General features: G+C 76.3%; 19 protein-coding genes and 1 pseudogene. 9 read left to right on the top strand and 11 right to left on the bottom strand.

Annotated elements, in window-relative coordinates:
• Positions 1-21: 21 nt before the first annotated feature.
• The gene (locus GTY84_RS30320; RefSeq protein WP_161229606.1) at positions 22-1,713 is read left to right on the top strand and encodes a PucR family transcriptional regulator ligand-binding domain-containing protein; all 1,692 of its coding nucleotides are present in this window, start codon (positions 22-24) and stop codon (positions 1,711-1,713) included.
• A 162-nt stretch (positions 1,714-1,875) separates the two neighbouring features.
• Positions 1,876-2,661, top strand: coding sequence for a hypothetical protein (locus GTY84_RS30315; protein WP_161229605.1), 786 nt, complete (start codon positions 1,876-1,878; stop codon positions 2,659-2,661).
• 239 nt (positions 2,662-2,900) lie between these two features.
• On the opposite strand, the gene GTY84_RS30310 is transcribed toward GTY84_RS30315, so the two are convergent.
• From GTY84_RS30310 to GTY84_RS30295, 4 genes are all read right to left on the bottom strand, one after another.
• A complete protein-coding gene (locus tag GTY84_RS30310; protein ID WP_161229604.1) occupies positions 2,901-3,536 on the bottom strand; it encodes a hypothetical protein in 636 nt (211 codons plus the stop codon).
• Between the two features lie 144 nt (positions 3,537-3,680).
• A complete protein-coding gene (locus GTY84_RS30305; protein ID WP_161229603.1) occupies positions 3,681-4,514 on the bottom strand; it encodes a rod shape-determining protein in 834 nt (277 codons plus the stop codon).
• Positions 4,511-4,882, bottom strand: a complete 372-nt coding sequence (locus tag GTY84_RS30300) for a TraR/DksA C4-type zinc finger protein (protein ID WP_161229602.1) — start codon at positions 4,880-4,882, stop codon at positions 4,511-4,513. Before GTY84_RS30300 ends, GTY84_RS30305 begins: the two co-directional genes overlap by 4 nt.
• Before the next feature lie 45 nt (positions 4,883-4,927).
• On the bottom strand, positions 4,928-5,248 hold the full coding sequence (locus tag GTY84_RS30295) for a TraR/DksA C4-type zinc finger protein (protein WP_161229601.1): 321 nt from the start codon (positions 5,246-5,248) through the stop codon (positions 4,928-4,930).
• 807 nt (positions 5,249-6,055) lie between these two features.
• Here GTY84_RS30295 and GTY84_RS30290 point away from each other — a divergent pair.
• The 4 genes from GTY84_RS30290 to secD all read left to right on the top strand — a co-directional run bounded on the left by GTY84_RS30290 (position 6,056) and on the right by secD (position 10,891).
• Entirely contained in the window at positions 6,056-7,018 is a 963-nt protein-coding gene (locus tag GTY84_RS30290; protein ID WP_161229600.1) for a HAMP domain-containing sensor histidine kinase, read from the top strand.
• A gap of 2 nt (positions 7,019-7,020) precedes the next feature.
• The gene (locus GTY84_RS30285) at positions 7,021-7,791 is read left to right on the top strand and encodes a response regulator transcription factor (protein ID WP_202552130.1); all 771 of its coding nucleotides are present in this window, start codon (positions 7,021-7,023) and stop codon (positions 7,789-7,791) included.
• An 85-nt stretch (positions 7,792-7,876) separates the two neighbouring features.
• Positions 7,877-8,284, top strand: a complete 408-nt coding sequence (locus tag GTY84_RS30280) for a hypothetical protein (RefSeq protein WP_161229599.1) — start codon at positions 7,877-7,879, stop codon at positions 8,282-8,284.
• Positions 8,285-8,359: 75 nt separating this feature from the next.
• Positions 8,360-10,891, top strand: coding sequence for a protein translocase subunit SecD (secD, locus tag GTY84_RS30275; RefSeq protein WP_161229598.1), 2,532 nt, complete (start codon positions 8,360-8,362; stop codon positions 10,889-10,891).
• A gap of 296 nt (positions 10,892-11,187) precedes the next feature.
• Here the strand turns inward: secD and GTY84_RS30270 are convergent.
• Positions 11,188-11,808: pseudogene (locus tag GTY84_RS30270) on the bottom strand (GntR family transcriptional regulator); the annotation flags it as partial.
• Between the two features lie 1,275 nt (positions 11,809-13,083).
• On the opposite strand from GTY84_RS30270, the gene GTY84_RS30265 reads away from it, so the two are divergent.
• Positions 13,084-14,145 (top strand): DUF2637 domain-containing protein, encoded by a 1,062-nt coding sequence (locus GTY84_RS30265; RefSeq protein ID WP_161229597.1) that lies wholly within the window; start codon positions 13,084-13,086, stop codon positions 14,143-14,145.
• A 262-nt stretch (positions 14,146-14,407) separates the two neighbouring features.
• Here GTY84_RS30265 and GTY84_RS30260 read toward each other — a convergent pair whose 3' ends face one another.
• The 3 genes from GTY84_RS30260 to GTY84_RS30250 form a co-directional block, all read right to left on the bottom strand.
• On the bottom strand, positions 14,408-14,827 hold the full coding sequence (locus GTY84_RS30260; protein WP_161229803.1) for an ATP-binding protein: 420 nt from the start codon (positions 14,825-14,827) through the stop codon (positions 14,408-14,410).
• Positions 14,828-14,955: 128 nt separating this feature from the next.
• Positions 14,956-16,698: a pyruvate dehydrogenase gene (locus GTY84_RS30255; protein ID WP_161229596.1), complete on the bottom strand. Its 1,743-nt coding sequence runs from the start codon at positions 16,696-16,698 to the stop codon at positions 14,956-14,958.
• Positions 16,699-16,726: 28 nt separating this feature from the next.
• Complete coding sequence (locus tag GTY84_RS30250; RefSeq protein WP_345943572.1) at positions 16,727-17,680, bottom strand: protein phosphatase 2C domain-containing protein; 954 nt, start codon at positions 17,678-17,680, stop codon at positions 16,727-16,729.
• Positions 17,681-20,203: 2,523 nt separating this feature from the next.
• Between GTY84_RS30250 and GTY84_RS30245 the strand changes: the two genes are divergently transcribed.
• Positions 20,204-23,053, top strand: coding sequence for an NACHT domain-containing protein (locus GTY84_RS30245; RefSeq protein ID WP_237532801.1), 2,850 nt, complete (start codon positions 20,204-20,206; stop codon positions 23,051-23,053).
• Between the two features lie 46 nt (positions 23,054-23,099).
• Here the strand turns inward: GTY84_RS30245 and GTY84_RS30240 are convergent, their stop codons facing one another.
• Both GTY84_RS30240 and GTY84_RS30235 read right to left on the bottom strand, forming a co-directional pair.
• The gene (locus GTY84_RS30240) at positions 23,100-23,513 is read right to left on the bottom strand and encodes a hypothetical protein (protein WP_161229594.1); all 414 of its coding nucleotides are present in this window, start codon (positions 23,511-23,513) and stop codon (positions 23,100-23,102) included.
• 289 nt (positions 23,514-23,802) lie between these two features.
• On the bottom strand, positions 23,803-24,615 hold the full coding sequence (locus GTY84_RS30235) for an alpha/beta hydrolase (RefSeq protein ID WP_345943571.1): 813 nt from the start codon (positions 24,613-24,615) through the stop codon (positions 23,803-23,805).
• A gap of 637 nt (positions 24,616-25,252) precedes the next feature.
• Here GTY84_RS30235 and GTY84_RS30230 point away from each other — a divergent pair.
• Positions 25,253-25,735 (top strand): DUF456 domain-containing protein, encoded by a 483-nt coding sequence (locus GTY84_RS30230; protein WP_161229592.1) that lies wholly within the window; start codon positions 25,253-25,255, stop codon positions 25,733-25,735.
• Between the two features lie 380 nt (positions 25,736-26,115).
• Here the strand turns inward: GTY84_RS30230 and GTY84_RS30225 are convergent, their stop codons facing one another.
• A complete protein-coding gene (locus tag GTY84_RS30225; RefSeq protein WP_161229591.1) occupies positions 26,116-26,721 on the bottom strand; it encodes a methylated-DNA--[protein]-cysteine S-methyltransferase in 606 nt (201 codons plus the stop codon).
• Positions 26,722-26,782: the final 61 nt, after the last annotated feature.

The raw sequence follows: 26,782 nt of genomic DNA, 5'->3' as shown, positions 1-26,782 counted from the left end.
AAGGAACGGCGGCGACGAGAAATGCGGCTGCGCGCACTGCTGGACACCGATGCGCTGGGCCTCAGGCTGCTCGGGGGCGGGGACGAGCTGGACCGCTCCGTACGGGGCGTGATGACCACCGATCTGCGGGATCCCAGCCGCTATCTGTCGGGCGGGGAGCTGGTGCTCTCCGGTCTGGCCTGGCGCAGGGACGCCGCCGACTCCGAGCCGTTCGTCCGCCTGCTGGCGCAGGCCGGGGTGGCCGCTCTGGCGGCCGGGGAGGCCGAGCTGGGGCAGGTGCCGGAGGATCTGGTGGCGGCGTGCGCGCGGCACCGGCTGCCACTGTTCGCGGTGCACGAGTCGGTGGCGTTCGCGACGATCACCGAGCACGTGGTGCGGCAGGTGTCCGGGGAGCGGGCCGGGGACCTCGCGGCCGTCGTGGACCGGCACCGGCGGATGATGACGGCGGGCCCGGCGGGCGGCGGGCCCGACGTGGTGCTGGACCTGCTCGGCTCCGACCTGGATCTGCGGGCCTGGGTGCTGTCGCCCGCCGGGCGGCTGGTGGCGGGCCCGGCGGCGGGCGGCGGCCCGCTGCCCCCCGGGGTGGCCGCGGCGCTGGCGGCGGAGCACCTGGCGGCGACCCGCGCGGGACGCCGGGCCCCGCACCGGGTGACGGCGGAGGGCACCGTGTACAGCGTCTTCCCCGTGCGTTCCGGGGCCCGGGACGCGGAGGCGGCGCGGGACACGGAGGCGGCGCGGGACGTGCGCGCGACGCTGCTCTCCGACTGGCTGCTGGCCGTGGAGGCGGACGCCGGGGAGTGGCCCGAGGAGCGGCTCGACCTGCTGTACGGCGTCACCCAGCTCATCGCGGTGGAGCGGGACCGGCGGGACGCGGCGCGCACGGTGCGGCGGCGGCTGGCGCGGGAGGTGCTGGAGCTGGTGCAGACGGGCGCGGCGCCCGCCGAGGTCGCGGCGCGGCTGCGGGTGGCGGCGCCGGTGCTGCTGCCGGGGCTCGGCGCGGCACCGCACTGGCAGGTGGTGGTGGCCCGGGTCGAGTGGGACGGCGGCGGGACCGGAGCCGGGGGTGTCGCCCAGAGCCTGCTGGAGGAGATCCTGGTCGACCCGGCGGCGACCGGTCCCGAGCACTCCGACCGCATCGCCGTGGCCCACGCGGGCGACGAGGCCGTCGCGCTGGTACCGCTGCCGGGGGTCACCGGCGACCCCGACGGCACCGTGGCCGGGGTTCCGGCCGGGGTGCTGCTGGAGGCGGTGCGGGAGCCGCTGTCGGCCGGGCTGGGCCAGGACGGCCGGATCACCCTGGGCGTCAGCGCGGCGGTGCACTCGGCGGAGGGACTGCGGGGCGCGCTGGAGGAGGCCCGGCACGCGCGCCGGGTCGCCGCGGCCCGCCCGGGGCGGGTCTGCGCGGCCGGGCACGAGGAGCTGGCCTCGCACGTCCTGCTGCTCCCCTTCGTCCCGGACGACGTGCGGCGGGCCTTCACCGCGCGGCTGCTGGATCCGCTGCGGGACTACGACCGGCGCCACCGCGCCGAGCTGATCCCGACCCTGGAGGCGTTCCTGGACTGCGACGGCTCCTGGACCCGCTGCGCCACCCGGCTCCACCTGCACGTCAACACGCTGCGCTACCGCGTCGGGCGAATCGAGCAGTTGACGGGGCGTGATCTGTCGCGGCTGGAGGACAAGCTCGATTTCTTCCTGGCCCTCCGGATGAGCTGACGTCCGGCGGCAGTCGCGGGCCCCGTCCGGGAACGTGGCCTTTGCGGCCGGAAGTCCCACGACTTTGTGAAAAATTTCACCCACCCTCTTGGCCGGGCCCCGCGATCCGTGCTGAGATGCCGCCACCACTCGGGGCTCGACGGCGTGCTAGGGGAGGGCGACGTGGCGTATTCCGCCATGGCTGGATCTGGTTGGGGAACGACCGAAGGTGACGATCCGCTCCAGAGAGCCGTGTGGCGGCTGCGTTCGCGCGCCTGCTGGGCCGACGCGGCGGAGCTGCTCCAGCCCGTCGCGACGGCGGCCGCGGCCCTCCAGCGGGCGGCCCTCCTGGTCGAGCGGTGTCTGTACACGGAGCAGGGGTGGGCGGACGCGGAGGACGCGCTGCGCACCGCCGAGGCGATGGCGCACAGCGACGACGAGCGGGGGGCGGCGGCCTGCGAACGCGGCCACCTCGCCTACGCCGCCACGCTGCACGGCGTGCGCGACCGGGCCGACGAGGCGCGCTCCGCGCTCGGCCGGGCGGCGGCCCTGATCGTGCCGGGCGGGCGGGGCCGGGCGCTGCTGGACTTCCGGCGGGGGCTGCTCGCGGAGAACCTGACCCGGTCCCCGCAGGCCGCCCGTGCCGCGTACCGGCGGGCCCACGCGGGGGCGGCGGCGCACTCGGACGCCCTGCTCCAGTCCTTCACCTGGCGCCATCTGGCGGGGCTCGCCCTGCGGGACGGCGAGACGGCGGAGGCCCGGCACGGGTTCGCGGAGTCGCTGCGTCTCAACGAGGAGCTGGGCTATCTGGTCGGTACGGCGCCCGCGCTGGCGTCACTGGCGGAGACCGAGGCGGAGCCGGAGGCGTCCCGGCTGCGGGAGGAGGCGGGACGCCTGTTCCGGCTGCTCGGCGGGGTGCCGACGTGGCTGGCCCACCAGCTCACCCCGCCGGACGCGGCGACGGCCTGACCGCGCGACGGGCACACCGACCCCGGCGCGGGTCCACGGGTCCACGGGTCCACCGGTCCCTCCGGGTACGGGCCCACCGAGCCCGGGGACGGGCCCACCGGCCCCTCCGGGCACGGGCCCACCACTCCCGGGGGACGGGCCCCTCGGTCCCCCGGGACGGGCGGCCCGAGTCGCGGCGCGCGCGCCGGTCGCGGCGGCCGGCGCACGGGCTCCCTCCGGGCGCGCGGCCTGCCCGCCCGTCAGGGCGACGGCGACCAGCGCGGTGCCGTGGTCGTCCACGCCGTGCTCCACGCGGCCAGGTTGCGGCGGTGCAGCCAGCGGGCGGCGAGGCCGTAGGCGGCGGCTCCGGTGAGGACCACGGCGAGGAAGGCGAGGACGGCCCAGCCCATGGTGCGGCTGCGGATCTCCGCGGCGGACAGCGGCGGGTCGGTGATCCGGCCCTCGGCGTCGACCCAGACCAGGACCGTGCTCTCGGCCGGGAGCCCGGGCTCGACGTGCGTCCTGCCGGTGCGCCCGGTGCCGTCGGGAGCGGTGAATCGGACGTCGACCGGGTAGCGGGTCTCCCTGGCCTCGTCCGAGCCGGGCTCCGGATGGCGCGGCGCGGCGTGGACGAGGACGGCGGGGACGTGCTCCCCGGTGCGTTCCTGGTGGGCGGCGGTCGCCCGGTAGTGCCGGTAGGCGGTGTCCCCGGCGGCGAACACCGCGACCGGCGCCGCCGTCAGCACGGCGAGCACCAGGCCGAGCGCGACCCAGCCCTGCGCGAGGTCGGCGGGGCGGCGCAGGGGGTTGCGCCGCCACCGCCACAGCAGCGGGTGCGGGAGGCGCCGGGGAGCGGGTCCGGGAGGCGGCTGGGGTGGCGGGGGCTCAGCGGCCACGGGGTCCTCCTTCCAGGGTCCGGCCGGGGTCCGGGCAGCCGGGACGTGCGGTCGGGGCGGGACGGGGGTGCCGGGCCGGCCGCGGGGCGGGGACGGGCGCGTGGCCGCCGCGGCCGGCTCCGGCGGGAAGGGCCGAAGCCGTGGTCAGTGGGGGTGCGGGCCCGGCGGGTCGAGGTCCGGGTCCGCGTCCTGCGGATGCGCGTGCACCGCCTCCAGCAGCTTCGCCGCGCCGCGCACCGCGGCCGTGTGCGGGGCGGGCACGGCCCGCAGCGGGGCGTGCAGCCGGTCGGTGAGCCGGCAGATGATCTCGGGCCGCAGGGCGCCGCCCCCGGCCAGCAGCGGCCCCCGGGCGAGGGCGTCCAGGGTCAGGGAGGTGCGGTCCTGGCGGAGCATGGAGGTCACCATGTCGACGACGGCGTCGCCGATCCGGGCCGACGGGGTGGCGCCGTCGATGTCGCCGGTGCCCAGGGCGGTGCGGCGGGCGTCGAAGACGGCGCCGTCGACGAGCAGCACCGCCTCGGTGAGGTGGGCGCCGATGTCCACCACGAGCAGCGGACGGGTCAGGTCCGCGCCCGCGGCCAGCGCGACCGCCCGCGCGCTGGGCACGGTGAGGACGCCCCGGGGGCGCAGCACCTCCACGGCGGTTCGCGCCGCGGTGCGGTAGGCGAGCCCGTCGAGGACGGGCGCGGTCACCACGACCAGGGGCCGGACGAAGCGGGGCAGCCGGTGGCCGAGCAGCCGGTCGAGCATCCGGGCGGTGCCCTGGGTGTCGACGATGGAGCCCCGCTGGATGGGGTAGACGGCTCCGGCGCCGGGGAAGGTCACCGTCGGCACGTCGACGATGACCCCCCGTCCGGCGACCCAGACCCGGGTGCGGGCGCTGCCCATGTCGAGGGCGACGCCGCTGCAGTGCCGGCACAGGGGCCAGGCCCGGTGCCGTGCGGCACGCGGGTTCCGGGGCCGGCGGATCACGGTCATCGTCCCGCCTCCCGCACCTGCTGGCAGCGGGCGCAGTAGCGGGCCTGCGGCACGATCAACAGCCGCTCGCGCGCGACGGGTCCGCGGCACAGGTGGCAGGAGCCGTAGGTGCCCTCGTCCATGCGGTCGAGGGCCGCCTCCACGTCCGCCAGGACCATGCGCGCGGAGGCCGCGAGCCTCACCGCCACCTCGGTCCGCTCGGCGGTCCCCCGGCCCGGCTCGGGGCCGTCGCCGGTGGGCCGGGCCGTGATCCGCCGGAGCTGTTCCTCGCGGAAGAGGCGCTGCTCGCGGAGGTTCTCCCGGAGCGCGGCGAGGTCCTCGGGCGACAGCCGGGTACCGGGGTCGCCGATGATCTGCTGGTTCACCACTTCACCCCTCGGGCAGGGCGGAGACGAAGGCTGGACGGAGTGCGGTCAGGCGGCGCGGCGCTGGCAGGCGACGCAGTGGCGGGTGTACGGCAGGATCTCCAGCCGCTCGTCCGGGACGGGCTTGGAGCAGCCGAGGCAGGTGCCGTAGGTGCCGTTCTCGACGCGGGCGAAGGCCTCGTCGATCTCCTTGAGGACCCGCTCGATGGCGTCCTTCTGGGCGGACATGAGCTGGTCGTCCTGGGAGCTCTCGCCGAGGGCCTGGAGCTGGGTCATGCGGGTGTTGCGGGCGTGCTCCAGGCGCTGGCGTGCCTCGTGGGCGGTCAGCCGCTCGGGGCGGGGTTCGATGCGGGAGGCGTCGAGCGACATGGTGAGTCCTTCTTCTCGGGAGTACGGCGGGCGGGGGTCGGGGACACGGTCGTGGCCGGCCCGGCCGCCGGGTCTGCGGCGGTCCGGCCCGGGGCCGGATGCACGACGGACCGGACCCCGTCGCCCGGAGTGCGGGGGCGGGGACCGGTGCCGGGCACGCGGCCGGACGCCGCGGGCACGACGGACCGGCCCGGTGCCGGGATGCGGCGGTCCGGGCCCGTGTCGGGCGTGCGGCGTTCGGGTCGGGTGTCGGGTTGTGGTGCCCGGCGGCCGGTCCGGGACGGAAGGTCCGGGCCGGCGCCGGGGTACGGCGTTCGGACGGGTGCCGACGTGGGGCGCCCGTCCGGTGGAACTCGGTGGTGCGGAAGTGTGAAGACGTGGATGAGGGTTGACCGGGCCGGAGCCGGGAGTACGGCGCTGCGGCCCGGTCGCTTCCCACTCTGGCCCGTCGGCGGGGGCTTTCCCATCGGGCGCGGAGCCCATTTGCCCCGGGGCGCGGCATCCACACCGCCCCGCACGGGTCCCGGGGCGGGTCCGCGGACGGACGGCGGGAGCTGGGAGAGTGGGGGTGGCCCCAGGCCCGCGCGCCCCGCGCGCCCGCTCCCCGCACGCGCCCTCCCGCGCGCGTGCGGGGTGTGGGTGCGCGGCACCCGGGAAATGGGGGCCGTGCCCCATCGACCCGGCGCTCCGGGGCGGGCAGGGTGGACCGCGGCTCGGTCGTGACCAAGGGCCGCAGCTCCCACCCGGGGTGCGCGATGACCGACAGTAGACGCGTACGGTGCGTCGCAGAAGGAGGAGTAACCCCCGGTGTCCCTGTTCTGGCGGATCTTCGGGCTCAACGCGGTGGTGCTGGGCTTTGCCACGGCGCTGCTGCTCTGGGCGCCGGTGACCGTCTCCGTCCCGGTGCTGCTGACCGAGGCCGTGATTCTGGTGGGCGGCATGGCCGTCATGCTGGTGGCCAACGGCGCCCTGCTGCGCTGGGGCCTGTCCCCGCTGGACCGGCTGACGAAGCTGATGACCACGGTCGACCTGCTCCGCCCCGGCCAGCGGCTGTCCGTGCCGCGCCCCTCGGGCGGCGGCGAGGTGACGGAGCTGATCAGCACCTTCAACGCCATGCTCGACCGGCTGGAGAACGAGCGGGCCACCAGCAGTGCCCGGGTCCTGCTCGCCCAGGAGGCGGAGCGCCGGCGCATCGCGCAGGAACTGCACGACGAGGTCGGCCAGAGCATGACCGCGATCCTGCTGGTGCTGGGGCGGGCCGCCGACGACGCCGACGAGCCGCTGCGCGGGGAACTGCACCAGGCGCAGGAGATCACCCGGGAGAGCCTGGACGAGGTGCGCCGCCTGGTGCGCAGGCTGCGCCCGGGGGTGCTGGACGACCTCGGTCTGATCAGCGCGCTGACCTCGCTCACCCAGGACTTCGCCACCCACACCGGGCTCCGGGTGACGCGCCGCTTCGCCCCCGATCTGCCCGCCCTGGACCACGAGACGGAGCTCGTGCTCTACCGGGTGGCGCAGGAGAGCCTGACCAACGCGGCCCGGCACGCGGACGCGGAGCGCCTGGAGGTGAGCCTCAGCCGCGCGGAGGGCGCGGTGGTGCTCGGCATCCGCGACGACGGCCGGGGCATCGAGGCGGCCTGCGAGGGGGCCGGCATCCGCGGCATGCGGGAACGGGCCCTGCTGATCGGCGGCTCCCTCGACATCGTGTCGGCCCCCGGCTCCGGCACCCGGATCAGCCTCACCGCACCCGTTCCCAGGAAGCAGCCCTGACCATGTCCGATTCACCCCTGTCCGAAGAGCCGTCGGCACCGTCCGACCCCTCCGCGCCGTCCCCGGAAGGGGGCCCCCGGGACCCCGCGTCCGCGCCGGGCGGACCGGCGGAGCCCGCCGCTCCGGCGAAGATCCGCATCCTGCTCGCCGACGACCACGCCCTGGTGCGGCGCGGGGTGCGGCTGATCCTGGACCGGGAACCGGACCTCCAGGTCGTCGCGGAGGCCGGTGACGGCGCGGAGGCCATCGACATGGCCCGCGCCCACACCGTCGACCTTGCGGTGCTGGACATCGCCATGCCCCGGCTGACGGGCCTCCAGGCGGCCCGGGAGCTGTCCGCGCTCAAGCCCGGCCTGCGCATCCTGATGCTGACGATGCACGACAACGAGCAGTACCTGTTCCAGGCGCTGAAGTCGGGGGCGTGCGGCTACGTGCTGAAGTCCGTGGCCGACCGGGACCTGGTGGCGGCGTGCCGGGCCGCGATGCGCGACGAGCCGTTCCTGTACCCGGGCGCGGTGACGGCGCTGATCCGGAACTACCTGGACCGGGTGCGGCACGGCGAGGAGAGCGCCGACCACATCCTCACGCCGCGCGAGGAGGAGGTCCTCAAGCTGGTCGCGGAGGGTCATTCATCGAAGGAGATCGGTGAGATCCTCTTCATCAGCATCAAGACCGTTCAGCGGCACCGCGCTAACCTGCTCCAGAAACTCGGCCTGCGGGACCGGCTGGAACTGACCCGCTACGCCATCCGCGCCGGGCTGATCGAGCCCTGACCCGCTCCGGGCGGGCCCCTCCGGGGCCGCCCGCCCACGCCCCGGCACCCGTCCGGCACCCGTGACCCTGGAAGGGGAGAGGCGCTTGCGTCCCGCACCACGCTCCGCCCCCCGCCGTCCGCTGCCGGTGGCGGTCGTCCTGCTGCTGGCCGCGCTGCTGGCGTTCGTGCCCACCTGGCCCGAGAGCGCGCTGGCCGGTCTCTCCGCGCGGGCGCAGGCGCCCGTCTCGGCGACCCAGCCGCTCCCGGACGGCGACTTCCACGCGGAGGACGGCTGCGCCACGGCCTGCGCCGCCCAGTTCCGGCCCCGCCACGACCACACCGGCGAGCGGCTGGCCCCCGCCGACCACTTCGCGACGCTCACCCGTACCGCGGTCGCCACCGGCACCTCCCGGGAGCGCACCCAGGAACGGCCCCCGGGCACCGTTCCCGTCTCCCCCGGCCGCGCGAGCCATGACCGCGGCCGGGCGCCGCCCGCCTCCAACGGCATCTGAGACATCCCCCCATCCGCTCTTCCTCCGTCGCGGCCGGCCAGGCCGCCGCCGCGGCGTGCCTGTTGGAGGCCCCACGTGAAACGTTCCCGTTCCCGTTCCCGCCGTTCGTCGGGCGGGGTGTCACGCGTACGCGCGTTGATCGCCCTGGCCGTGATCGGCGTGTCGGTGGCCATCGCCCTGACCGTGCCGGTACGGCTCGGTCTCGATCTGCGCGGCGGTACGCAGATCGTGCTGGAGACCCGCTCCACCAAGGCCGCCAAGGCCGACCGGGAGGCGACCGACCGCACCGTGGAGGTGCTGCGCGGCCGCATCGACGCGCTCGGCGTGTCCGAGCCGACCATCGTCCGCTCCGGCGAGAACCGCATCGTCGTCGAGCTGCCGGGCGTGCAGGACCCGAAGCAGGCGGCGGACGTGCTCGGCCGCACCGCCCAGCTCACCGTCCACACGGTGCTCGGGGCGGCGGAGTCCCCCGAGGACGCGGCGAAGGACCCGGCCGGTGAGCCCGGGGACGAGGCCAAGAAGGACGACGCCGAGAAGGACGAAACCGCGAAGGACGGGGCCGCCGGGGACGGGGCGAAGAAGGACGACGCCGCGGACGGCGCCGCGAAGAAGGACGACGCCGCGAAGGACGACGCCGCGAAGGACGGGGCCAAGGACGAGGAGTCCGGCGAGCGCGTGCTGTCGGACGAGACCGGCCAGGCGCTGCGGCTGAAGGCCGCCTCGCTCAACGGCCAGGACGTCAAGGGCGCCGACGCCCGCTTCGACCAGCAGAACGGCGCCGGCTGGGTCGTCACCGTCGACTTCAAGGACAAGGGCAGCGACCGGTGGGGCGACATCACCGGTGAGGCCGCCTGCTTCCCGGCCGGGGACCCCCAGCGCCGCGTCGCCATCGTGCTCGACAACAAGATCATCTCCGCGCCGCAGGTCGACCCGTCGGTGGGCTGCAAGGCCGGCATCCGGGGCGGCTCGACGCAGATCACCGGCTCCTTCGACGCCGCCGAGGCCCGCGAGCTGGCCCTGCTGATCAAGGGCGGCGCCCTGCCGGTGCCGGTCGAGACGGTCGAGCAGCGCACCATCGGCGCGACCCTGGGCGACGAGGCCATCACGGCCGCCGCCTGGGCCGCCGTCATCGGCACCGCCCTGACCGCGCTGTTCATCATCGTCGTCTACCGCCTCATGGGCCTGCTGTCCACCATCGCCCTGGCCTGCTACGGCCTGATCTCCTACGCCGCCCTCGCCGCGATCGGGGCGACGCTGACCCTGCCGGGCCTGGCCGGTTTCGTACTGGCGATCGGCATGGCGGTGGACGCCAACGTGCTGGTCTTCGAACGGGCCCGGGAGGAGCACGCGGCACGGTCCCGCCCGAGCCCGCGCGCCGCGCTGACCACCGGTTTCCGCAACGCCCTCAGCGCCATCGCGGACTCCAACATCACCACCCTGATCGCCGCCGCCCTGCTGTTCTTCCTGGCCTCCGGCCCGGTCAAGGGCTTCGGTGTCACCCTGGGCATCGGTGTGCTGGCGTCCATGGTCAGCGCCCTGGTGATCACGCGGGTGATGGCCGAGTTCGCCGCGAGCCGACCCGCGGTCTTCCGCCGCCCGCACATCACCGGCATCTCCACCACGGGCCCGGTCCGCGACCGGCTGCTGCGCCGCAACCCGTTCCTGATGCGCCACCCGCGCCGCTGGCTGGCGGCCTCCGCCGCGGTGCTGGTGCTGTGCGGCTCCGGAATCCTGGTGCGCGGCCTGGAGTTCGGCATCGAGTTCACCGGCGGACGGCTCATCGAGTACTCCACGTCCGCCCCCGTCGACCCGGACAGGGCCCGCACCGCGCTGGCCGACGCGGGCTTCCCGCGCGCGGTCGTCCAGTCCTCCGGCGACGCCGACCTGACGGTGCGCACCGAGGAGCTCACGGACGCCGAGGCCGACCAGGTCACCAAGACGGTGGCCGGGCTGGGCGGCGGGGCGGAGAAGATCCGGGACGAGCTGATCGGCCCGAGCATGGGCGACGAGCTGCGCCGGGACGCCCTGATCGCGCTCGCCCTGGCCCTCGGCGCCCAGTTGCTGTACCTCGCCATCCGCTTCCGGCTGCTGTTCGGCACCGCGGCGGTCAGCGCGCTCGCGCACGACGTGGTGATCCTGGTCGGTGTGTTCGCCTGGCTCGGCAAGCCCATCGACGGCATCTTCCTGGCCGCGCTGCTGACCGTGATCGGCTACTCGGTCAACGACTCGGTGGTGCTCTTCGACCGCATCCGGGAGCTGATGGGACGGGACAAGAAGACCCCGTTCGACCGGCTCACCAACGACTCGATCCTGCAGACCCTGCCCCGCACGGTGAACACCGGCATGGGCGCCATGCTGATCCTGGCGGCCCTGGCCGTCATGGCGACGGACGCGCTCACCGACTTCGCGCTGGCCCTGCTGATCGGTGTGGTCGTCGGTACCTACTCGTCGGTCTTCACGGCCTCCCCGCTCGCGATCGAGCTGTACAAGCGGGGCGGCGACGTCGACCTGGACAAGCGCAAGAAGGCCCGCGCCGCCGCGAAGTCCGGCCCCGCCCCCTCCTCCCGCCTGCCGAAGCCGCAGCCCGAGCACCAGGAGGTGCCGTAACCACCGTGCCGTCGTAGGGCGCGGGGGCCGACGGCTCCCCGCGCCCGGCACCCCGCACCGGACCCGTGCCGGGGCACCGCGAACCGGCGGTGCCCCGGCACGGGTGGTTCGCGCGCGCGGAAGCCTGCCCGGCGGGGCGGAGGCGGAGACGCGGACGGCGCGGCAGGGAGTGGCACGGTACTCCGGGCCGGAGCAGTAACCCCGGTCCGGAGCGGTGCCCGTCCCCCGGTACCGTGTGCGGCCCGGTGCGACGCCCGGCGTCGGGCGGTGCCCAGCCGGGGGTCCCTCGCGGGCGGTCAGGAGGCCGTGCCGAAGTGGCCCGAGGCCAGGACCCGCACCGCCTCCGGGTCACCGGTGATCAGGGCGTCCAGGAGCGCCGTGTGCTCGCGGGCGTCGGCCACCAGATCGGCCCGCGCCCGGACGACCGGGTCGCCGGCGGGCGGCCACTGGGCGCGGCGGTGCAGGTCGGCGGCGATGCGCACCAGTTCGTCGTTACCGGTGAGGGCGAGCACGGCACGGTGGAAGTCCCGGTCGGACTCCGCGTACGCCGCCGGGCAGCCGGAGGCGGCGGCGCGGACGGTCGCCTCGGCGAGCGGCCTCAGCCGCGCCCAGCGCTCGGCGGGCACCGTGCGGGCCAGCCGGAGCAGCACCGGGACCTCGATCAGCGCCCGGACCTCCGCCAGCTCGGCCAGCTCCCGGGCGCCCCGCCGGACGACGCGGAACCCGCGGTTGGGCACGACCTCGACGGCGCCCTCCAGGGCGAGCTGCTGCATGGCCTCGCGCACGGGGGTGGCGGACACCCCGAAGCGCTCCCCCAGGGTGGGCGCCGAGTGGATCTCGCCGGGCCGCAGCTCCCCGGTGACCAGCGCGGCGCGCAGGGCGTCCAGCACCTGCTCGCGCACCGAGGAGCGCCGCAGTGGGGTACGGGGCCGGGTCCGCCCGAGACGCTCCCCCGCTGCGGGGCCCTCGGGGGCGGGGCCGTGGGGGGCACGTCCGTGCCGGGTGCGTTCCCCGGTGAACGGGACCCTCTCGGCCGGGCCGGCCGGAGCGGGTCCGGGGGCCCCGGGGTCACCGGGGCCTGCCCCATGGGGGCCGCGTCCGTAGGGGGCCGGAGCACCCGGGGCCGGAGCACCCGGGACGGGGAAGCCGCCCGGGAGGGGGGCCCCGGCGAGCGGTGCGGCCGGGGCGGGGCTCCCGGAGGCTCCCCCGGCCCCGCGCCCGGCGGTCGCGCCCACGGGGGCCGGGCCCGCGGCGGGCCCCCGCGCGGCGTCGCCGCTCCCCGCGGCCGGCCACCCGGCCGCCTCCCTCTCCGTCACGGCGGGGCGGCGGTCGCGGTCGGCGGCGGCCGGCTGGGCCGGCACCCGCGCCGTCGCTGCGGTGCGGATCGGCGCGGGCGGCGCCGTGTCCGTGCGGGAGCCCTGCGTGCTCGGCCTCACGGGTCCTCCTGCGGGACGTGTCGGTACTTGGGGTCATTACGGCCGGTTGTCACCCGTCCGTCAAGCACGATAGGCGCAGGACGCCGCGGGTTCACCTCCCCCGGACGCCGTCCCGCCCCGATCGGGCCGCCCGACCGGCCGGAAATCGACGGTCCGCGCGCCCGCTCCCGACCCCGACCGAGCCGTCGCCGGGCTCCCCCGCCCCGCTCGACCGGGACGCCGCCCGTCCCGGGGGCACCGGAGCGGACGCGCGGACAAGGGGCTCCGGGACCGGGGCCGCGGAGGGCCCGCCGGAGCCGGGCGCCGAGGGGCGGGGACCGCGCGGCGGCCGGGGCCTTCGCACCGCCGCCGACCGGATTCGGCCCCGTTGCGGCCGGACCGCCCTCGGCCCGCCCCGCACCCTCGCGGCACCCGCGTGACCAGCCCGGGGACCCGTGCGGCCGGACGGGCCGGAACGCCTCTCCCCGCGGCGATCTGACGACCCCACGGACGCGGGCGCTCCCCGCATCCTCTAGGATCGCCAAGGTCGTTTCACAACTCCCACACGCGACGCGGCAACTTTCCGCAGAACCCCCCGTACAGGTAGTCTTAATAGAACTCAACTCCCGCCCCTCATGCGGCAGTTCGAGCAGATCGTCGCCCTGGGCGCCCCCTCGCACTCCCTTAGCGGCCTCTTGCCCCGAAACCCCCTGAGGGCTGCCGGGTTTGGGCCACCATGGCGGGCGTTACGCCCTATCCCAATGCAAGGGACCCCAGATGAAATTGACCGACATATCGCTGAATTGGCTGCTTCCGGGCGTCGTGCTGCTCCTCGGCATGGTGGCTGCGGTCGCGGTGCTCACGCGCGGCAAGCGATCCTCGGCCAAGGAGCCTGGCGCGGACGACTCGTGGGAGCGTGCCGAGGAGCGCCGCCGGCGCAAGGAGGCCATCTACGGCATCGTCTCCTACGGCCTGCTCTTCTGCTGCGCCGCCGTCGCCGCGGCCCTGTCCTTCCACGGTCTCGTCGGCTTCGGTGAGCAGAACCTCGGGCTGAGCGACGGCTGGCAGTACCTCGTGCCGTTCGGTCTGGACGGAGCCGCGATGTTCTGCTCCGTGCTCGCCGTGCGCGAGGCCAGCCACGGTGACGCGGCGCTCGGCTCCCGCATACTCGTGTGGGCCTTCGCCTGCGCGGCTGCGTGGTTCAACTGGGTCCACGCGCCCCGCGGCGCCGGGCACGCGGGCGCCCCGCACTTCTTCGCCGGCATGTCCCTCTCGGCCGCTGTCCTCTTCGACCGCGCGCTGAAGCAGACCCGCCGGGCCGCGCTGCGCGAGCAGGGCCTCGTGCCGCGCCCGCTGCCGCAGATCCGCATCGTGCGCTGGCTGCGGGCCCCCCGCGAGACGTACCGCGCATGGTCCCTGATGCTGCTCGAAGGCGTGCGCAGCCTGGACGAGGCGGTCGAGGAGGTCCGCGACGACCGGCGCCGCAAGGAGGACAGCCGTCAGCGGCGGCGCGAGCAGGAGCGCCTGGAGCGCGCCCAGTTGAAGGCGATCAGCCGCGGACACGGCCCCCGGGGCTTTCCCGGCCGCCGTCACCCCGCCGTGGAGGTGCAGGTGGAGCGGGAGACCGCCGGTGCCACCGCGGAGCCTGCCATAGGGTCCCCGGAGCAGTTGCCCGCACTCCAGCGCCACTCCCTCCAGCCGGTGCAGCCCGTTCCGTCCCCGCGGGGCGCGGCTGACGCCACGACCGTCGACCTGACCGCCGAGGACGACACCCAGGCCCTGCCGCGTCTGGACTCCCTGGAGCGCAAGCTCAAGGACCTGGAGCAGCAGTTCGGTTAGGACGGCCGCGGACCGCTTGACGGCGGCCGCAGGGGGGCCGCCCGCCGGAGGGGCGTGACGAGCGACGAGCCGTCACGCCCCTCCGGCGTTCCGGCCGACCGACGCCGCCCGCCGGTGCCCTACCGGCCCCTGACGCCCCGTCCGCCCCGGCATCGTCCCCGCCCGTACGTCTCCGGTCCCGTACTCACGGGCCCCGGACGCCTCGGCTCCCCGCCGCCTCACGGCTCCGCCGCCCGGCCCCTCGCGGCATCCCGGTACGGGCTCACGCGGCGTCGGCGCCCAGTTCGAACCAGACCGACTTGCCCGGCTCGCAGGGCCGCACCCCCCAGGCGTCGGCGAGGCAGTCGACCAGCAGCAGCCCCCGGCCGTTGGTGTCCCGGTCCGGTTCCGGCGTCCGCCGCCGGGGCAACCGCCGGGCGGCGTCCCGCACTTCGACCCGCAGGCCGTGCCGGCCGACGGTGGCCGTCAGGACCGCGTCCTCGTCGGTGTGCGCCAGGGCGTTGGTGACCAGCTCGCTGGTGAGCAGCTCCGCGATCTCGGACCGGCCGGGCCTGCCCCAGTGGCGTAACAGCTCACGCAGCGCCCTGCGGGCATCCGGTACCGCGCGCGGATCGGCGCGCCCCAGTCTGCGGCTGAGCTGCGGCGCCGCCTGCCGCTCCGTGTCCCCCGTACGCGTGCTGATGTCTTCGCCCCTTCTCCTCGAACACCTTCACGGGGGAAGCCTTGCCCGTTCGGGGTCCCGTCAGTCGTGCCGAATCGTCAAGGACCGGTGGAGGTGTGGCTCGATCGCCGGGGAGCGCGGGGCGGGGCTCAGGGGCGCGGGACGTTGCGGAGGTTGGAACGGGCCATCTGGAGCATCCGGCCGACACCGCCGTCCAGCACCATCTTCGAGGCGGACAGGGCGAATCCGGTCACCATCTCGGCCCGGATCTTCGGCGGGATGGACAGCGCGTTGGGATCGGTGACGACGTCGACGAGGGCCGGACCCCGGTGCCTGAACGCGGCCTTGAGCGCCTTCGGCAGCTCCTTGGGCTTCTCCACCCGTACGCCGAAGACGCCGCAGGCCTCGGCCACGGCGGCGAAGTCGGGGTTGACGTTGGTCACCCCGTGCGAGGGCAGCCCGGCGACCAGCATCTCCAGTTCGACCATGCCGAGCGTGGAGTTGTTGAAGAGGACGATCTTCACCGGGAGGTCGTGCTGGACGAGGGTGAGGAAGTCGCCCATGAGCATGGTGAACCCGCCGTCCCCGGACAGGGAGACCACCTGCCGGTGGCGGTCGGTGAACTGGGCGCCGATCGCCATGGGCAGCGCGTTGGCCATCGAGCCGTGCGAGAAGGAACCGATGATGCGGCGGCGGCCGTTGGGCGAGAGATAGCGGGCGGCCCACACGTTGCACATGCCGGTGTCGACGGTGAACACGGCGTCGCCGTCGGCCATGTCGTCGAGCACGGCGGCCACGTACTCCGGATGGATCGGGACGTGCTTGTCGACCTTGCGGGTGTAGGCGGAGACGACCCCCTCCAGGGCGTCCGCGTGCTTCTTCAGCATCCGGTCCAGGAAGCGGCGGTTCGTCTTCTCCCGTACCCGGGGGATCAGACAGCGCAGGGTCTCCCGGGCGTCGCCCCACACGGCGTGGTCCAGCCGGGAGCGCCGGCCCAGGTTCTCCGGCCGCACGTCGATCTGGGCGATCCGCACGTCGTCGGGCAGGAAGGCGTTGTACGGGAAGTCGGTGCCGATCAGGAGGAGCAGATCGCACTCGTGGGTGGCCTCGTAGGCGGCGCCGTAGCCGAGCAGCCCGCTCATCCCCACGTCGTAGGGGTTGTCGTACTGGATCCATTCCTTGCCGCGCAGGGCGTGCGCCACGGGGGACTTGATCCGTCCGGCGAACTCCATCACCTCGGCGTGCGCCCCGGCGGTGCCGCTGCCGCAGAACAGGGTGACCTTCCCGGCCTCGTCGATCATCCGGACCAGCCGGTCGAGGTCCGCGTCGCCGGGGCGGACGGTGGGCCGCGAGGTGACCAGGGCGGTGTCGGTGGTCTTCTCCGGGGCGGGCTCGTCGGCGATGTCCCCGGGCAGGGAGACGACGCTGACGCCGCCCCGGCCGACGGCGTGCTGGATCGCGGTCCGCAGCAGCCGGGGCATCTGCCGGGCGTTGGAGATCAGCTCGCTGTAGTGGCTGCACTCGCGGAACAGCTGGTCGGGGTGCGTCTCCTGGAAGTACCCGAGGCCGATCTCGCTGGACGGGATCTGCGAGGCGAGGGCGAGCACCGGGGCCATGGAGCGGTGCGCGTCGTAGAGGCCGTTGATGAGGTGCAGGTTGCCGGGGCCGCAGGAGCCGGCGCAGGCCGCGAGCTTCCCGGTGATCTGCGCCTCAGCCCCGGCGGCGAAGGCGGCGGTCTCCTCGTGCCGCACGTGCACCCAGTCGATGCCGGAGTGCCGGCGCACGGCGTCCACCACCGGGTTGAGGCTGTCCCCGACCACGCCGTAGAGCCGTTCGACTCCGGCGCGGGCGAGGATGTCGACGAACTGCTCCGCGACGTTCTGTTTGGCCATGCGTCCAGCTATGGCACACCCGGCGGCCTCACGCCTCCCAGAGGGCGGCGGCGGTGCGGTCGTCCGCGTGGCCCTTGACCCGGACCCCGGTGTCGGCGAGGAACCCGGGCAGGCCCGGCGGCCCGGGGGCGGACCACCTGCGGGCGAGGAGTGCGCCCAGCTCCGGTTCGCCCAGCAGCGGCTCGGCGAGGCCCTTGGTGCAGAGCAGCAGCACATCACCCGGTCGGCCCAGGCAGTCCCGGAAGCGGAAGGGCGCGCGGGGCGGTCCGGCGGGGGCCGGGCCGTCCGGGGCCGGGGGCGCGGGGACGCCCGGTTCCCCGGTGGGCCGGTCCCTGCGGCCGCGACCCGGGGACACCGGGCCCGGGGCACCGCCGCTGCCGCCGGGGCGGGGCTCCAGGTCGTGCCAGACGCCGTCCCGGAGCCGGAGCAGCCCGCCGGGGCCGACCCCGAAGAAGACCCGGGTGCGGCAGCCGGGGTCGGCGGGGAGCAGCAGGCAGCGCAGCCCGGCGGTGTACTCCTCGGGTGCGAGCCCCTGTTCGACGGCTCGGGCGCGGAGCCGGCCGAGGCCGCGGTCGGTCAGCCGGTGCAGCCCGGCCCGGAGATCGCCGCGGTGCCCGGCGCGCAGGTCCGCCGAGAGCCGCGGGTGGCTGCGGCCGACGGCCTCGGCGATCAGCAGGCACGCCTCGGCCGCCGCGCGGTGCGCCCCGGCCGCGGCGCGGGCGCCGGTCGCCATCGCGACCAGCAGCAGCGCGTCGTCCCCGGTGCCGAAGCGGGCGGTGAGCAGGGCGTCGCGGCGCGGGTCGCCCCGGTACCGGGCGGAGTCCCCGCGCACCGAGACGGCCCGCAGCGTGCACGTCCCGTACCGGGCGCCGTCGAGCACGGTGTCGGGCACCAGCCCGCCGAGGTCCTCCGGATCGGCGGGGGGCAGGGCGGTGGGATCGGCCTCGTACGTGGGCGGCCTGAACCCGACGTACGCGGGCACGCCCTCTTCCCGGCGGTCCGCTCTCCCGGCGGCGTACGCGGGAACGGGCGAGGGCGCCGGCGGGGGCGGGGGAACGTCTCCCGGGGCGCCGAAGCCGACGGGAGCGGCCGGGGGCCCGTCGCCGGGGGCGGGGCGGGGGGCCGCCGCCCGGGGGACGCCACCCTGCCGGGAGGGGGCCGGGTCCTCGGGGAGGCGTTCGAGGGACGTGGGGTCGCCGTCGGAGTTCTCCTCCGGGGGCGCGGTCGGCTCACCGGGGGGCTCCGTCACCCCGTGGGGGGTCTCCCGTAGGGGCGGGGGCGGGGCATCGCCCGCGGGATGGGCGGACGGAGCCGGGCCCTCGGGAACACCCTTCCGGGACGGGTCCGGTGCCCCGGGCGCCTCCCGTACGGGCAACGGGGGGACCGTGACGGGGCCGTTGTCGGCAGCGGCACCGTTGCCGACGCCGTCACCGACGCCGACACCGTCGTTGGGCGGAGGCGGCTCCTCGGGGGCGGTCCGGGAAGACCCCGAGGCCCCTGACGGGGAACCCTTCCGGGCCGGGGGATCGGCCCTCGGCGGCGCGGGGGGCGCGCAGCGCGGGTCGGCGCCTCCGCCGGAGAAGGTCACCGGGGCTCCGGGGACGCCCGATGGCGGCTCCCAAGGGGCGCGCGGCCGTATCGCGGTGGTGTCCGCGGCACCGGCCGCCCCGGTACTGCCCCGGCCGCCCCGGTCCTGGTCCTGACCGCCCCGGTCCTGGTCCCGGCCGCCGTCCGGCCGACCCGCATCCGGCCCGCCGGGCTCCGTGTCCGTGCGCCGGCCCGCGCCCGAGAAGGTGACCGGGACGGCGGGAAGACCCGACGGCGGCTCCCAGGGCGCACGGGACACGGAACGGGGCCGCGGCGCGGGAGCTCGGGGAGCGGCTCCGTCCTCCGGTCCGTACTGCGGCCCGGGTGCCCGGGAAACGGCTCCGTCCGGCGCATCGTCGAGCGCGGGCGTGGCACCGCCGGACGTGGAAGGTCCGGGCGCGGGGGTGCCGGGGTCGGCTCCGGTGTCCCGCCCGGAGCCGGGCCCGCCGGCCGGGGCCCTCGGATCGCGAACGGGAGACGCCGCCGCAGGGAACCAGGGCTCACCGCCCGGCGCCCCGCCTTGGCCCACGGGGGCTCCGTCACCCGCAACCGCCGCGTCAGACGACGGGGACACCGCCCCACGGAACCACCGCTCGGCACCCGGCACCCCACCCTCGCCCCCGCCCGCCGGAGATCCGTCAGCCGGAGCGGCCACCTCCGGCGACGGCGGCACCTCCGCACGGAACCACGGCTCACCGCCCCGCGCCCCACCCTCACCCACGGGGGCTCCATCACCCGGAGCCACCGCTTCCGAGGCAGTCGGGGGCACCGCCGCACGGAACCACCGCCCGGCACCCGGCGCCCCACCCTCGCCCCCGCCCGCCGAGGGGGTCCCGCCCCGGGCCGTCGCATCAGGCGCCGCCGGGTCGGCGGAGTCCGTCGTCGGCTCCGCGCGAGAGGCGTTGGCACCGGTCCCCGGAGCATCGGGCGCTGTTCCCGCGCCCGGTGGTTCCGACCGCGGCCCGGCCGCTTCCGGCCCCGTTTCCGGGGCCCGCTCCCCCTCAGAGCGGGACGTGGGGCCGTCCTCCGGAGCCCCCGCGTCGGGGTCGGCGGAGAGCGTCCCGGGCGGGAACGACCAGCCGCCGACCGTCTCCTCCTCGTCCCACGGCCACAGCGGGCGCGGCGGAGGCGCCGCCGCTGCCGAGGCCGTGGGCGCGGCGGCCTCCTCCCCCGCGCCGCCGCCCGGGGACGCCTCCCCGCCCGGGGCCGAGGGCGGCGCACCGCCACCGTCCGGGCGTGGCCGGGGCGCCTCCTCCGTCTCCCACCACGCACGCGCCGACCGCGGCGCACCGCCACTCGCGCCGGGTGCGTCGCCGCCGGGCTCCCGTGCCTCCGCTCCGGGGTCCGGAACCCCCTCACCCGGCCCCTCACTCGGCCCCTCGCGCCGCCGTTCCGACCCGTCCGCCTCGTCCGCCCGCCCCGCCGCGCCCGTCGTCCCCCGGTCCGCGCCGTCCCCGGACCCCGGCACCGGCGACGCCGCTCCGCGTACCCACGGACCCGCTCCCCTCCGCGCGGCACCCGCACCGCTCGGCCGCGCGTCCGGCCCCGCGCCCCGGGCCGCGCCCGCGCCGGGACGTGCGCCGTCCGCGTCGGCGTCCCCGCCCCCGGCGGTCCCCGGCGCCCCGGCGTCCTGCGCCGCCCCCGTGCCCGTGCCCCGGACCGTGTCCGCGGCCGACGTGAAGCGGTCGTCCAGGGAGTCGGGGGCCCGGGAGGGGCCCGTGTCGTCGGCGGAGTCGTCGTACAACCGCGCCCACCAGTCGTCGTCGGAACCGGTGGACCTTCCCCCCTGCTGGCTCATGGCCCCGATTGTCACCCCGGGCGCCACGGGAAGACGGGGCATTCGGAAAATCGCACGGACGGCACGGCGGACGCCCGGCGGACGGCGGCCCCGGGGCGCGGAGGACAAGGACGTGCGCCAATGCCGCAGTCCGTACGGATGCGCGCCAACTTCCCAGTCATTACAGTGGAGTTCGATCCGGGCACGGGGGCGGGGCGGATGACCATGCGGGCGCAGCCGGGCGGCCAGGAGCAGCCCTTCATCAGCAACACCGTCGTGGACAGCACCATCGAGTACCTCGTCCAGGTCGGCGTGCTCCACGGCGACCTGAACCTCAGCGTCCGGGTCGCGGCGCCGCCCGGTGTGTCCCCGCTCGCCGAGGCCGAGCGCCGGCTGGCGGCGAGTCTGCTCTACCAGTGGCGGGCCGAGGCCGACGCCTGGCACATGAACGATCCGTGGCCGATGCCCGTGCAGTGGCGAACCTGGAGCGAACGGACGCCCTCGTCGGCGGCCCCGCCGCCGGGGCCCGTCTGGGCCGACACCGGCGGCGGACGGACTATGGCCGACGCCCTGCTGCACCTGGAGAACCGCCGTCTGGTGGTGCTCGGTTCGGCCGGTTCCGGCAAGACCGTGTTCACCGTCCTGCTCGCCCTGGAACTCCTGGCCCGGCGACTCGGGGAGAGCCCGGAACCGGCGCCCGACCGGCCCGGCTCGCCCATCCCGCTCATGCTCTCCCTGGAGTCCTGGGACACCAGGCGGGCCACCCTCGACGACTGGCTGGAGGAGCGGCTGCGACGGGACCACCCGGGTCTGCCGTTCGTGGACGGCGAGCACCCCGCCCGACTGCTGGTGCGGCAGCGCCGCGTGCTGCCCGTGCTGGACGGGCTGGACGAACTCCCGCACCACCGGCGCGCGGAGGTCTGCGCGGCGCTGGCGAGCGGTCTGGGCGGTATCGCCCACGCGAGCGGCGGTCCGCTGCTCCGGGGCAGCGGCGCCGTCCTGGTCTCCCGGACCGAGGAGTACCGGCTGCTGCTGGTGGAGGGACACGGCCTGCCCGGCGCCACGACGGTCGAGTCGCGGCCGCTGCCCCCGCTGGAGGCCGCCGACTACCTGGCCGAGGTGGCGGAGAACTCCGGCCGGTCGGACGACTGGCGTCCGCTGGTGCTCGCCCTGCGCCGCCGGCCGGACCGCTTCCCGGCCGCGCGGGCCCTGACCAGCCCGCTGATGGTGTGGCTGACCCGCGAGGCCTACGCGCGTCGGCCCGCCGACCCGGCGGAGCTGGTGTCGCCGGGCGCGTTCCGCAGCCCGGAGGAGGTCGAGACCCACCTCCTCGACCGGATCGTGCACGCCGCGTTCCCGGCGCTGCCGTCGCACCCGGACCGGCGCTACCGGCCGAGGACGTGGAACCCGGACCGGGCGCGCGGTTGGCTGTCGTACCTGGCGCGGCTGATGACCCGGCGCGGGGAGGGCGAACTGGCGTGGTGGCGGCTGTCGTCGACGCCCCTGGTCCGGGCGCTCGCCCTGCCGGCGCTCCTCGGCGTCGGCGTCCTGGTCTCCTTCGCCGTCTCCGCCGCGACGCCGGGCCTGGCCCCCGGCCCCTTCCGGAGCGAGCTGAGCGTGACCGCCCCCCTGCTCGGCGGCGTCACATACGCGCTGGTGGGCCGCACCATGACGCAGCACTGGTACGGGCACCCACTGGGCGAGCCCCGGCGCACGGCCGATCCCTTCCGTTTCCTCGCGGCCCTCCGTTCCGTCGAACGGCACTCCAGAGTGGGGCCTGCGCTGCGTCTCGTGGTCCTGCTCGCCGGTCCCGCGCTCGTCGTGGGGCTCCTCGCGATGTACTTCCTGGGCGGGCACGACCATGCCCTGCTGCTGTTCTCGGTGGGGGTGGTCCTCCCGGCCGTGACGATGATCGTCCTGGCCGCGCCCGCCGACGTCGTGGACGCCGCCACGCCCGCCGGGCTGCTGCGGGACGAACGGCGCGCGCTGGTCACCACCGTCACCGTGGTGGCACCGATGATCGGCCTCGGCACGACCCTGTTCTGGCGGACCGGGCAGGGGACTTCCAACGGGATCGGGCCCGGAATCACCACCTGGATCGGGGCCTCCGTGACCCTGTTCCTGCTGAGCCCGTGGAGCCGCTGGCTCCTGGCCCGGACGTCGCTCGCCCTCGTGGGGCGGGTGCCCTGGCCGCTGATGCGCTTCCTGGAGGACGCGCGCGCCGCGGGCCTGCTGCAGCGGGCGGGCGGAAGCTACCGCTTCCGCCACCGCCGGTTGCAGGAGCACCTGGCCGCGGGCGCGCGTCCGCGGCCGCACGGCGCGCCGCCCCCCGCCTCCACCCGGCCGTCCCCGCCCCGGCCACCGGCGCGGCAGCCCCTTCTCCATCCGCCCGCACGTCCCCCCGCGCGCTCCGGCGACGGGCCCGGAGGCGTCCTGCTGTTCGGGCCCCCGGCCTTCTCCGTGGAGGACTCGCCGGGCGTCTTCCGGGTCCAGGGCCGGTCCCGGCGACTGCCGATGTTCCACTGGACGCTGATCGGCACGTTCACCGCGGTCATGGCCATCCGGATGTCCGTCACCGGCCGGTTGCAGGAGGCCGGGACATGGGCCGCGCTGCTGCTCTGGCCCGCCCTGGGCGTCCTGGTCACCGTCGTCGGTCTGCTGCTGCCCGCCCGGCGCATGGAGCTGGAACTCACCGCGGAGGGCGTCCGGTCCTCGGTCGGCCGGCGGCGGAGCCGCCACGCGTGGCGCCATGTGGAGGACATCGCCGTACGGCGTGTCGTGGCACACGGCCAGGACGCCCACTTCTACGCGCTGCAGGTCCGTCCGACACCGGACGCGCCGCGGGTCGGCCCGCGCTTCCGGCTCGACGGCGGTTGGGCCATGGTCTTCCCGCTGGGCCTGACCACCGCCATCGATCCTCCGCTGGCCGCGGCCCTCACGCGCTTCGCGGGACCGCGCTGGCGGCAGGGCGCACGGACGGGCACCGACTGACCGCGCGCCACCGTGGCCGGGCCCTCCCGGACCGTGCCGCTCCCGCTCAACCACCCAGATGGATCGAGCCGTTGACCTCCCCCGTCTGGATCACGTTCTGCTGCCTGCCGCCGGATACCGAGTTGTGCACCTCGCCGGCACCGGCCCCGCGTTCGCACGCGTCGGCGGCCCGCCGCCACTCCCGCAGGGCCCGCGCGAACTCCGGGTCCCGCTCCGCGCGCAGCGTCAGCACCGCGGCCAGCCGACGGCCGCGCTCGACGCTTCCCGGCTCCCTCTCCAGCTCCGCCAACTCGGCATCGCTGCCGGGCGATTCATCCGTCCCCGGGTCCGCGGGCGACGCCCCGTCCTCCGGGGGCCGCCGTCGGACCAGCGAGCGCAGGGACGTCCAGATCTGCTCACCCGCCGCCCCGAACGCACCCCCCGCCAACGCCATGAGCAGTTCCGGTGCGATGGGTACCATGACAGCCTCCCAAGTCCGGCGCGGGTCCGCCGAGGCAAGCGTAAGGGCAACACCCGCCGGGCGTCCGTCCCCACGGGGACCATCGCTCGGACAGGGCGCGGAACGCCGTCGGTTCGGCGGTCTCCCACCGCGGCACCACGCCCCCCGGGACCGCTTCGGACACCGCTGCGACCGGCTCCGGCGTTCCGCGTCGTCGCCGTCCGCCTCGGCGGACTCGCCGTGCCACCCGGTGGGACTCCGCCCCGCCGCACTCGCCCTCCGGCCCGGCGAGCCCCGCCGGAACCACGCGTCAGGCACGGCCCCGGTCGATGTCATCAAGGAAGGCCGTGAGCGCGGTGCTCAGGACATCGGGCCGCTCCAGGTGCAGGTCGTGACCGGTGCCGGGGATGCTCATGGCCAGGGTGACGGGCCCCCGGCGGAGCATCTCGTCGGTTTCCGGCGCGGGGATGAGGCCGGACTGGGCCAGGACGACCAGGGTGGGGCACACGATCCGTGCCCATTCGGTCCGGAAGGAGCGCCGGGCGTTCTCCGCCAGCGAGTCGACCATGACGTCCCGGTCGAAGCGGGGCCACCACCCGTCCTCGCGTTCTTCGAGGCCGGCCGCCCAGCCCGCGCCCACCGGTCCGTCGCCGAGGAAGGCGGCCGCCGCCCCGGGCGAGGGGAACGGTGTCGGCCAGGAGTCGAGCCATCCGCCGACGTCCGCGGGGCCGTTCGGGTTCGTGCCGCCGGGGCCCGCCTCGACGAGCACGAGCGCGCGGACGAGCCCGGGATGCGCGGCGGCGGTGAGCATGGCCGTGTGTCCGCCCAGCGACTGGCCGACCAGGACGGGCCGTCGCAGCGACAGCCGCTCGGCCACGGCGACGACGTCGGCGACATGGGCGGCCCGGGAGACGTCCCGGGGGTGGCGTTCGCTGGCGCCGTGCCCCCGCTGGTCGACGGCGACGACCCGGTACCGGGGGTCCAGGCTCCGCGCCAGGGCGTCCCACTCCCCCGCGTGACCGGCCAGGCCGTGGAGCAGTACGAGGGGCTGCCCCGGCCCGCCCCGGTCCCGGCAGACCAGCCGGACACCGTCGCGCACCACCACGCGTTCGGACCACTCCACATCGGCCCCCTGGAAGGATCGGCTGGACCCGATCATGCCGCAGCCGGCCCGGCGTCCGGCGGACCGGCCGGGTCCGGAACGGCCCCGGACCGGAGCCGGAGGACCGGCGGGCCCACACCTTCCCCGCACCGTCACCGCGGCGCCCGGTCACGGCCGGGGCCCCGCCCGTGACCGGGCGGGACGGGAGCCAGGCGGCGAGGGTGAGGTCGAGCGCCAGCGCGACGACGAGGTTCGCCGCGGTGGGCGGGTCGACGTGAGTGTCTCCGCGGATCGTGAACAGCCGGGAGGCCGCCTCGCAGACGAGGGACGCTGTCGCTCCCACGACGCCGCCGATCAGCACCAGGAACCGGACCGGGGTGTCCGCCCGGCGCACCGAGACCAGCATGACGGCCAAAGTGCCCTGGAGTGTCATGTGGTGTGTCACCCGGCATCGGATGCCCGAGGAAGAGCAGGGCCGTCGCGGACCCGCCGGGGCCCCGGCGGTCCCGGTCCCGGAGGACGGCGGGGCGGCGCCCGCCCCGGTGACGACCGGGCCGTGTCCCCCGACGACACGGGCGAGGCCCCGAGCCGTGACGGCGCCCCCCGGGGCAAGCCATGACGAACTGCGCGTTCGGTGCGGGTCCGGCACCCTGGACGGATGGGCGTGTGGGACCTCATGCTGTCCGGCCTGGTGATCCTGCTCGGGCTGTGCGGTGTGCTGCTGCCCGGCGTCCCCGGGCCGTGGCTGGTGTGGGCGGGAGTGCTGTGGTGGGCCCTCAAGGAGCCGCGCACCCTGTCGTGGCTGGTGCTGGTGGGCGCCACGGTCGTCCTGCTGCTGGCCCGCGCGGTGCGCTGGGCGCTGCCGCCCCGCAGACGGCGCGCGGACGCCGCCGACCGGCGGCTCGCGGCGTACGGGGGCGCCGGCGCGCTGGCCGGATTCGTCCTGCTGCCGGTGCTGGGCGCGATCCCCGGCTACCTCGGCGGCGTCTACCTGGCCGAACGACTGCGTCTCGGCCGCCACGGCGAGGCCGCGGCGTCCGTGCGCACGGCGATGCGCTCGGGCGGTTCCGGCGTGCTGACGGAGCTGTTCGCCTGCCTGCTGGTCGCCGGGGCGTGGCTGGGCGCCGTCCTGGCGGGCTAAGACCTGTCCGACGATTCAGCCCGCCTCACGACGCCATGCACGCACTCCCGCCGCACCGACCCCGGCCCCGAGTACGTCCGGTCCGAAGGCCCGGGGCCTGAGCGCCGGGAGCACGCGCCTGACGCCGCACGGCCGCCCCACGGGCGCCGACGGCAATCGCCGGGCAGGCCCCAAGGCACGCCGACGAGGGGCCTTCCGAGGTGCCGCCAGGGGTGCCGCCACCGGTGGGCCCCGTAGGGAGCGGGTCCCTGAGGCGTGCCGCCAGGGCGGAGCCGGCACCGTCGCCGGGAACGCGGCCCGCACCGGGCCGCCCGGGACGGGGTCCGGGCCGTACCCGACCGGCAGGGCCCGGACCCCGTCCATGCGCCGGCGCCCGCGGGTCAGCCGACGCGCGGGCCGTCGGGTCCGGCGCCCTCCAGGGCGAGCAGCCGCGTCTTGCGCTCCAGGCCGCCCGCGTACCCCGTCATGGAGCCGTCGGCGCCGATCACTCGGTGGCAGGGCCGGAGGATGAGCAGCGGGTTGGCGCCGATCGCGCCGCCGACGGCCCGGACCGCGGCCCGGGACGCCCCGATGCGCGCGGCGATGGCGCCGTACGTCGTGGTCGACCCGTAGGGGACGGCGTCCAGGGCCTCCCACACGCGCTCGCGGAAGGCGGTGCCCCGGGCGCGCAGCGGCAGCCGGAACTCCGTCAGCTCCCCGGCGAAGTACGCGGCGAGCTGCGCCTCGGCCTCCCGGAAGGGTCCGGTGTCGCGCAGCCACCCGTCCCCGACATCGCGCCCGCCCTTCTGCCCGGGCACGGACAGCGAGGTGATCGCCCCGTCGGGGTCCGCGGTGAGGAGGAGCCGGCCGACGGGGCTGTCGGTCCCGGTCCAGTAGGTGAGGGCCTCGCCACTGGTGGTCCTGCCGGTGGTGGTCCCGCTGGTGACGTCGCCGGTGGTGGCCGTGTCGGTGGCGGCGGCCTCGGTGCCGGTCCCGGTCGTGTTCATGAGTACTGCTCCCGCTCTCCTGCTGCGCGCAGGTGGTTCATGGCATACGTGCGCCAGGGGC

The organism is Streptomyces sp. SID8352, assembly GCF_009862265.1.
Taxonomy (GTDB): Bacteria; Actinomycetota; Actinomycetes; order Streptomycetales; family Streptomycetaceae; genus Streptomyces.
This window is presented reverse-complemented; position numbering and strand designations above follow the sequence as displayed.

Bases quoted from the DNA above. Each gene is read 5' to 3' on its own strand.
- GTY84_RS30320 (WP_161229606.1), top strand. From the start codon at position 22: ATGCGGCTGCGCGCACTGCTGGACACCGATGCGCTGGGCCTCAGGCTG.
- GTY84_RS30305 (WP_161229603.1), bottom strand. From the start codon at position 4,514: ATGACCGTGATCCGCCGGCCCCGGAACCCGCGTGCCGCACGGCACCGG.
- GTY84_RS30295 (WP_161229601.1), bottom strand. From the start codon at position 5,248: ATGTCGCTCGACGCCTCCCGCATCGAACCCCGCCCCGAGCGGCTGACC.
- GTY84_RS30285 (WP_202552130.1), top strand. From the start codon at position 7,021: ATGTCCGATTCACCCCTGTCCGAAGAGCCGTCGGCACCGTCCGACCCC.
- GTY84_RS30265 (WP_161229597.1), top strand. From the start codon at position 13,084: ATGAAATTGACCGACATATCGCTGAATTGGCTGCTTCCGGGCGTCGTG.
- GTY84_RS30255 (WP_161229596.1), bottom strand. From the start codon at position 16,698: ATGGCCAAACAGAACGTCGCGGAGCAGTTCGTCGACATCCTCGCCCGC.
- GTY84_RS30245 (WP_237532801.1), top strand. From the start codon at position 20,204: ATGCCGCAGTCCGTACGGATGCGCGCCAACTTCCCAGTCATTACAGTG.
- GTY84_RS30240 (WP_161229594.1), bottom strand. From the start codon at position 23,513: ATGGTACCCATCGCACCGGAACTGCTCATGGCGTTGGCGGGGGGTGCG.
- GTY84_RS30230 (WP_161229592.1), top strand. From the start codon at position 25,253: ATGGGCGTGTGGGACCTCATGCTGTCCGGCCTGGTGATCCTGCTCGGG.
- GTY84_RS30225 (WP_161229591.1), bottom strand. From the start codon at position 26,721: ATGAACACGACCGGGACCGGCACCGAGGCCGCCGCCACCGACACGGCC.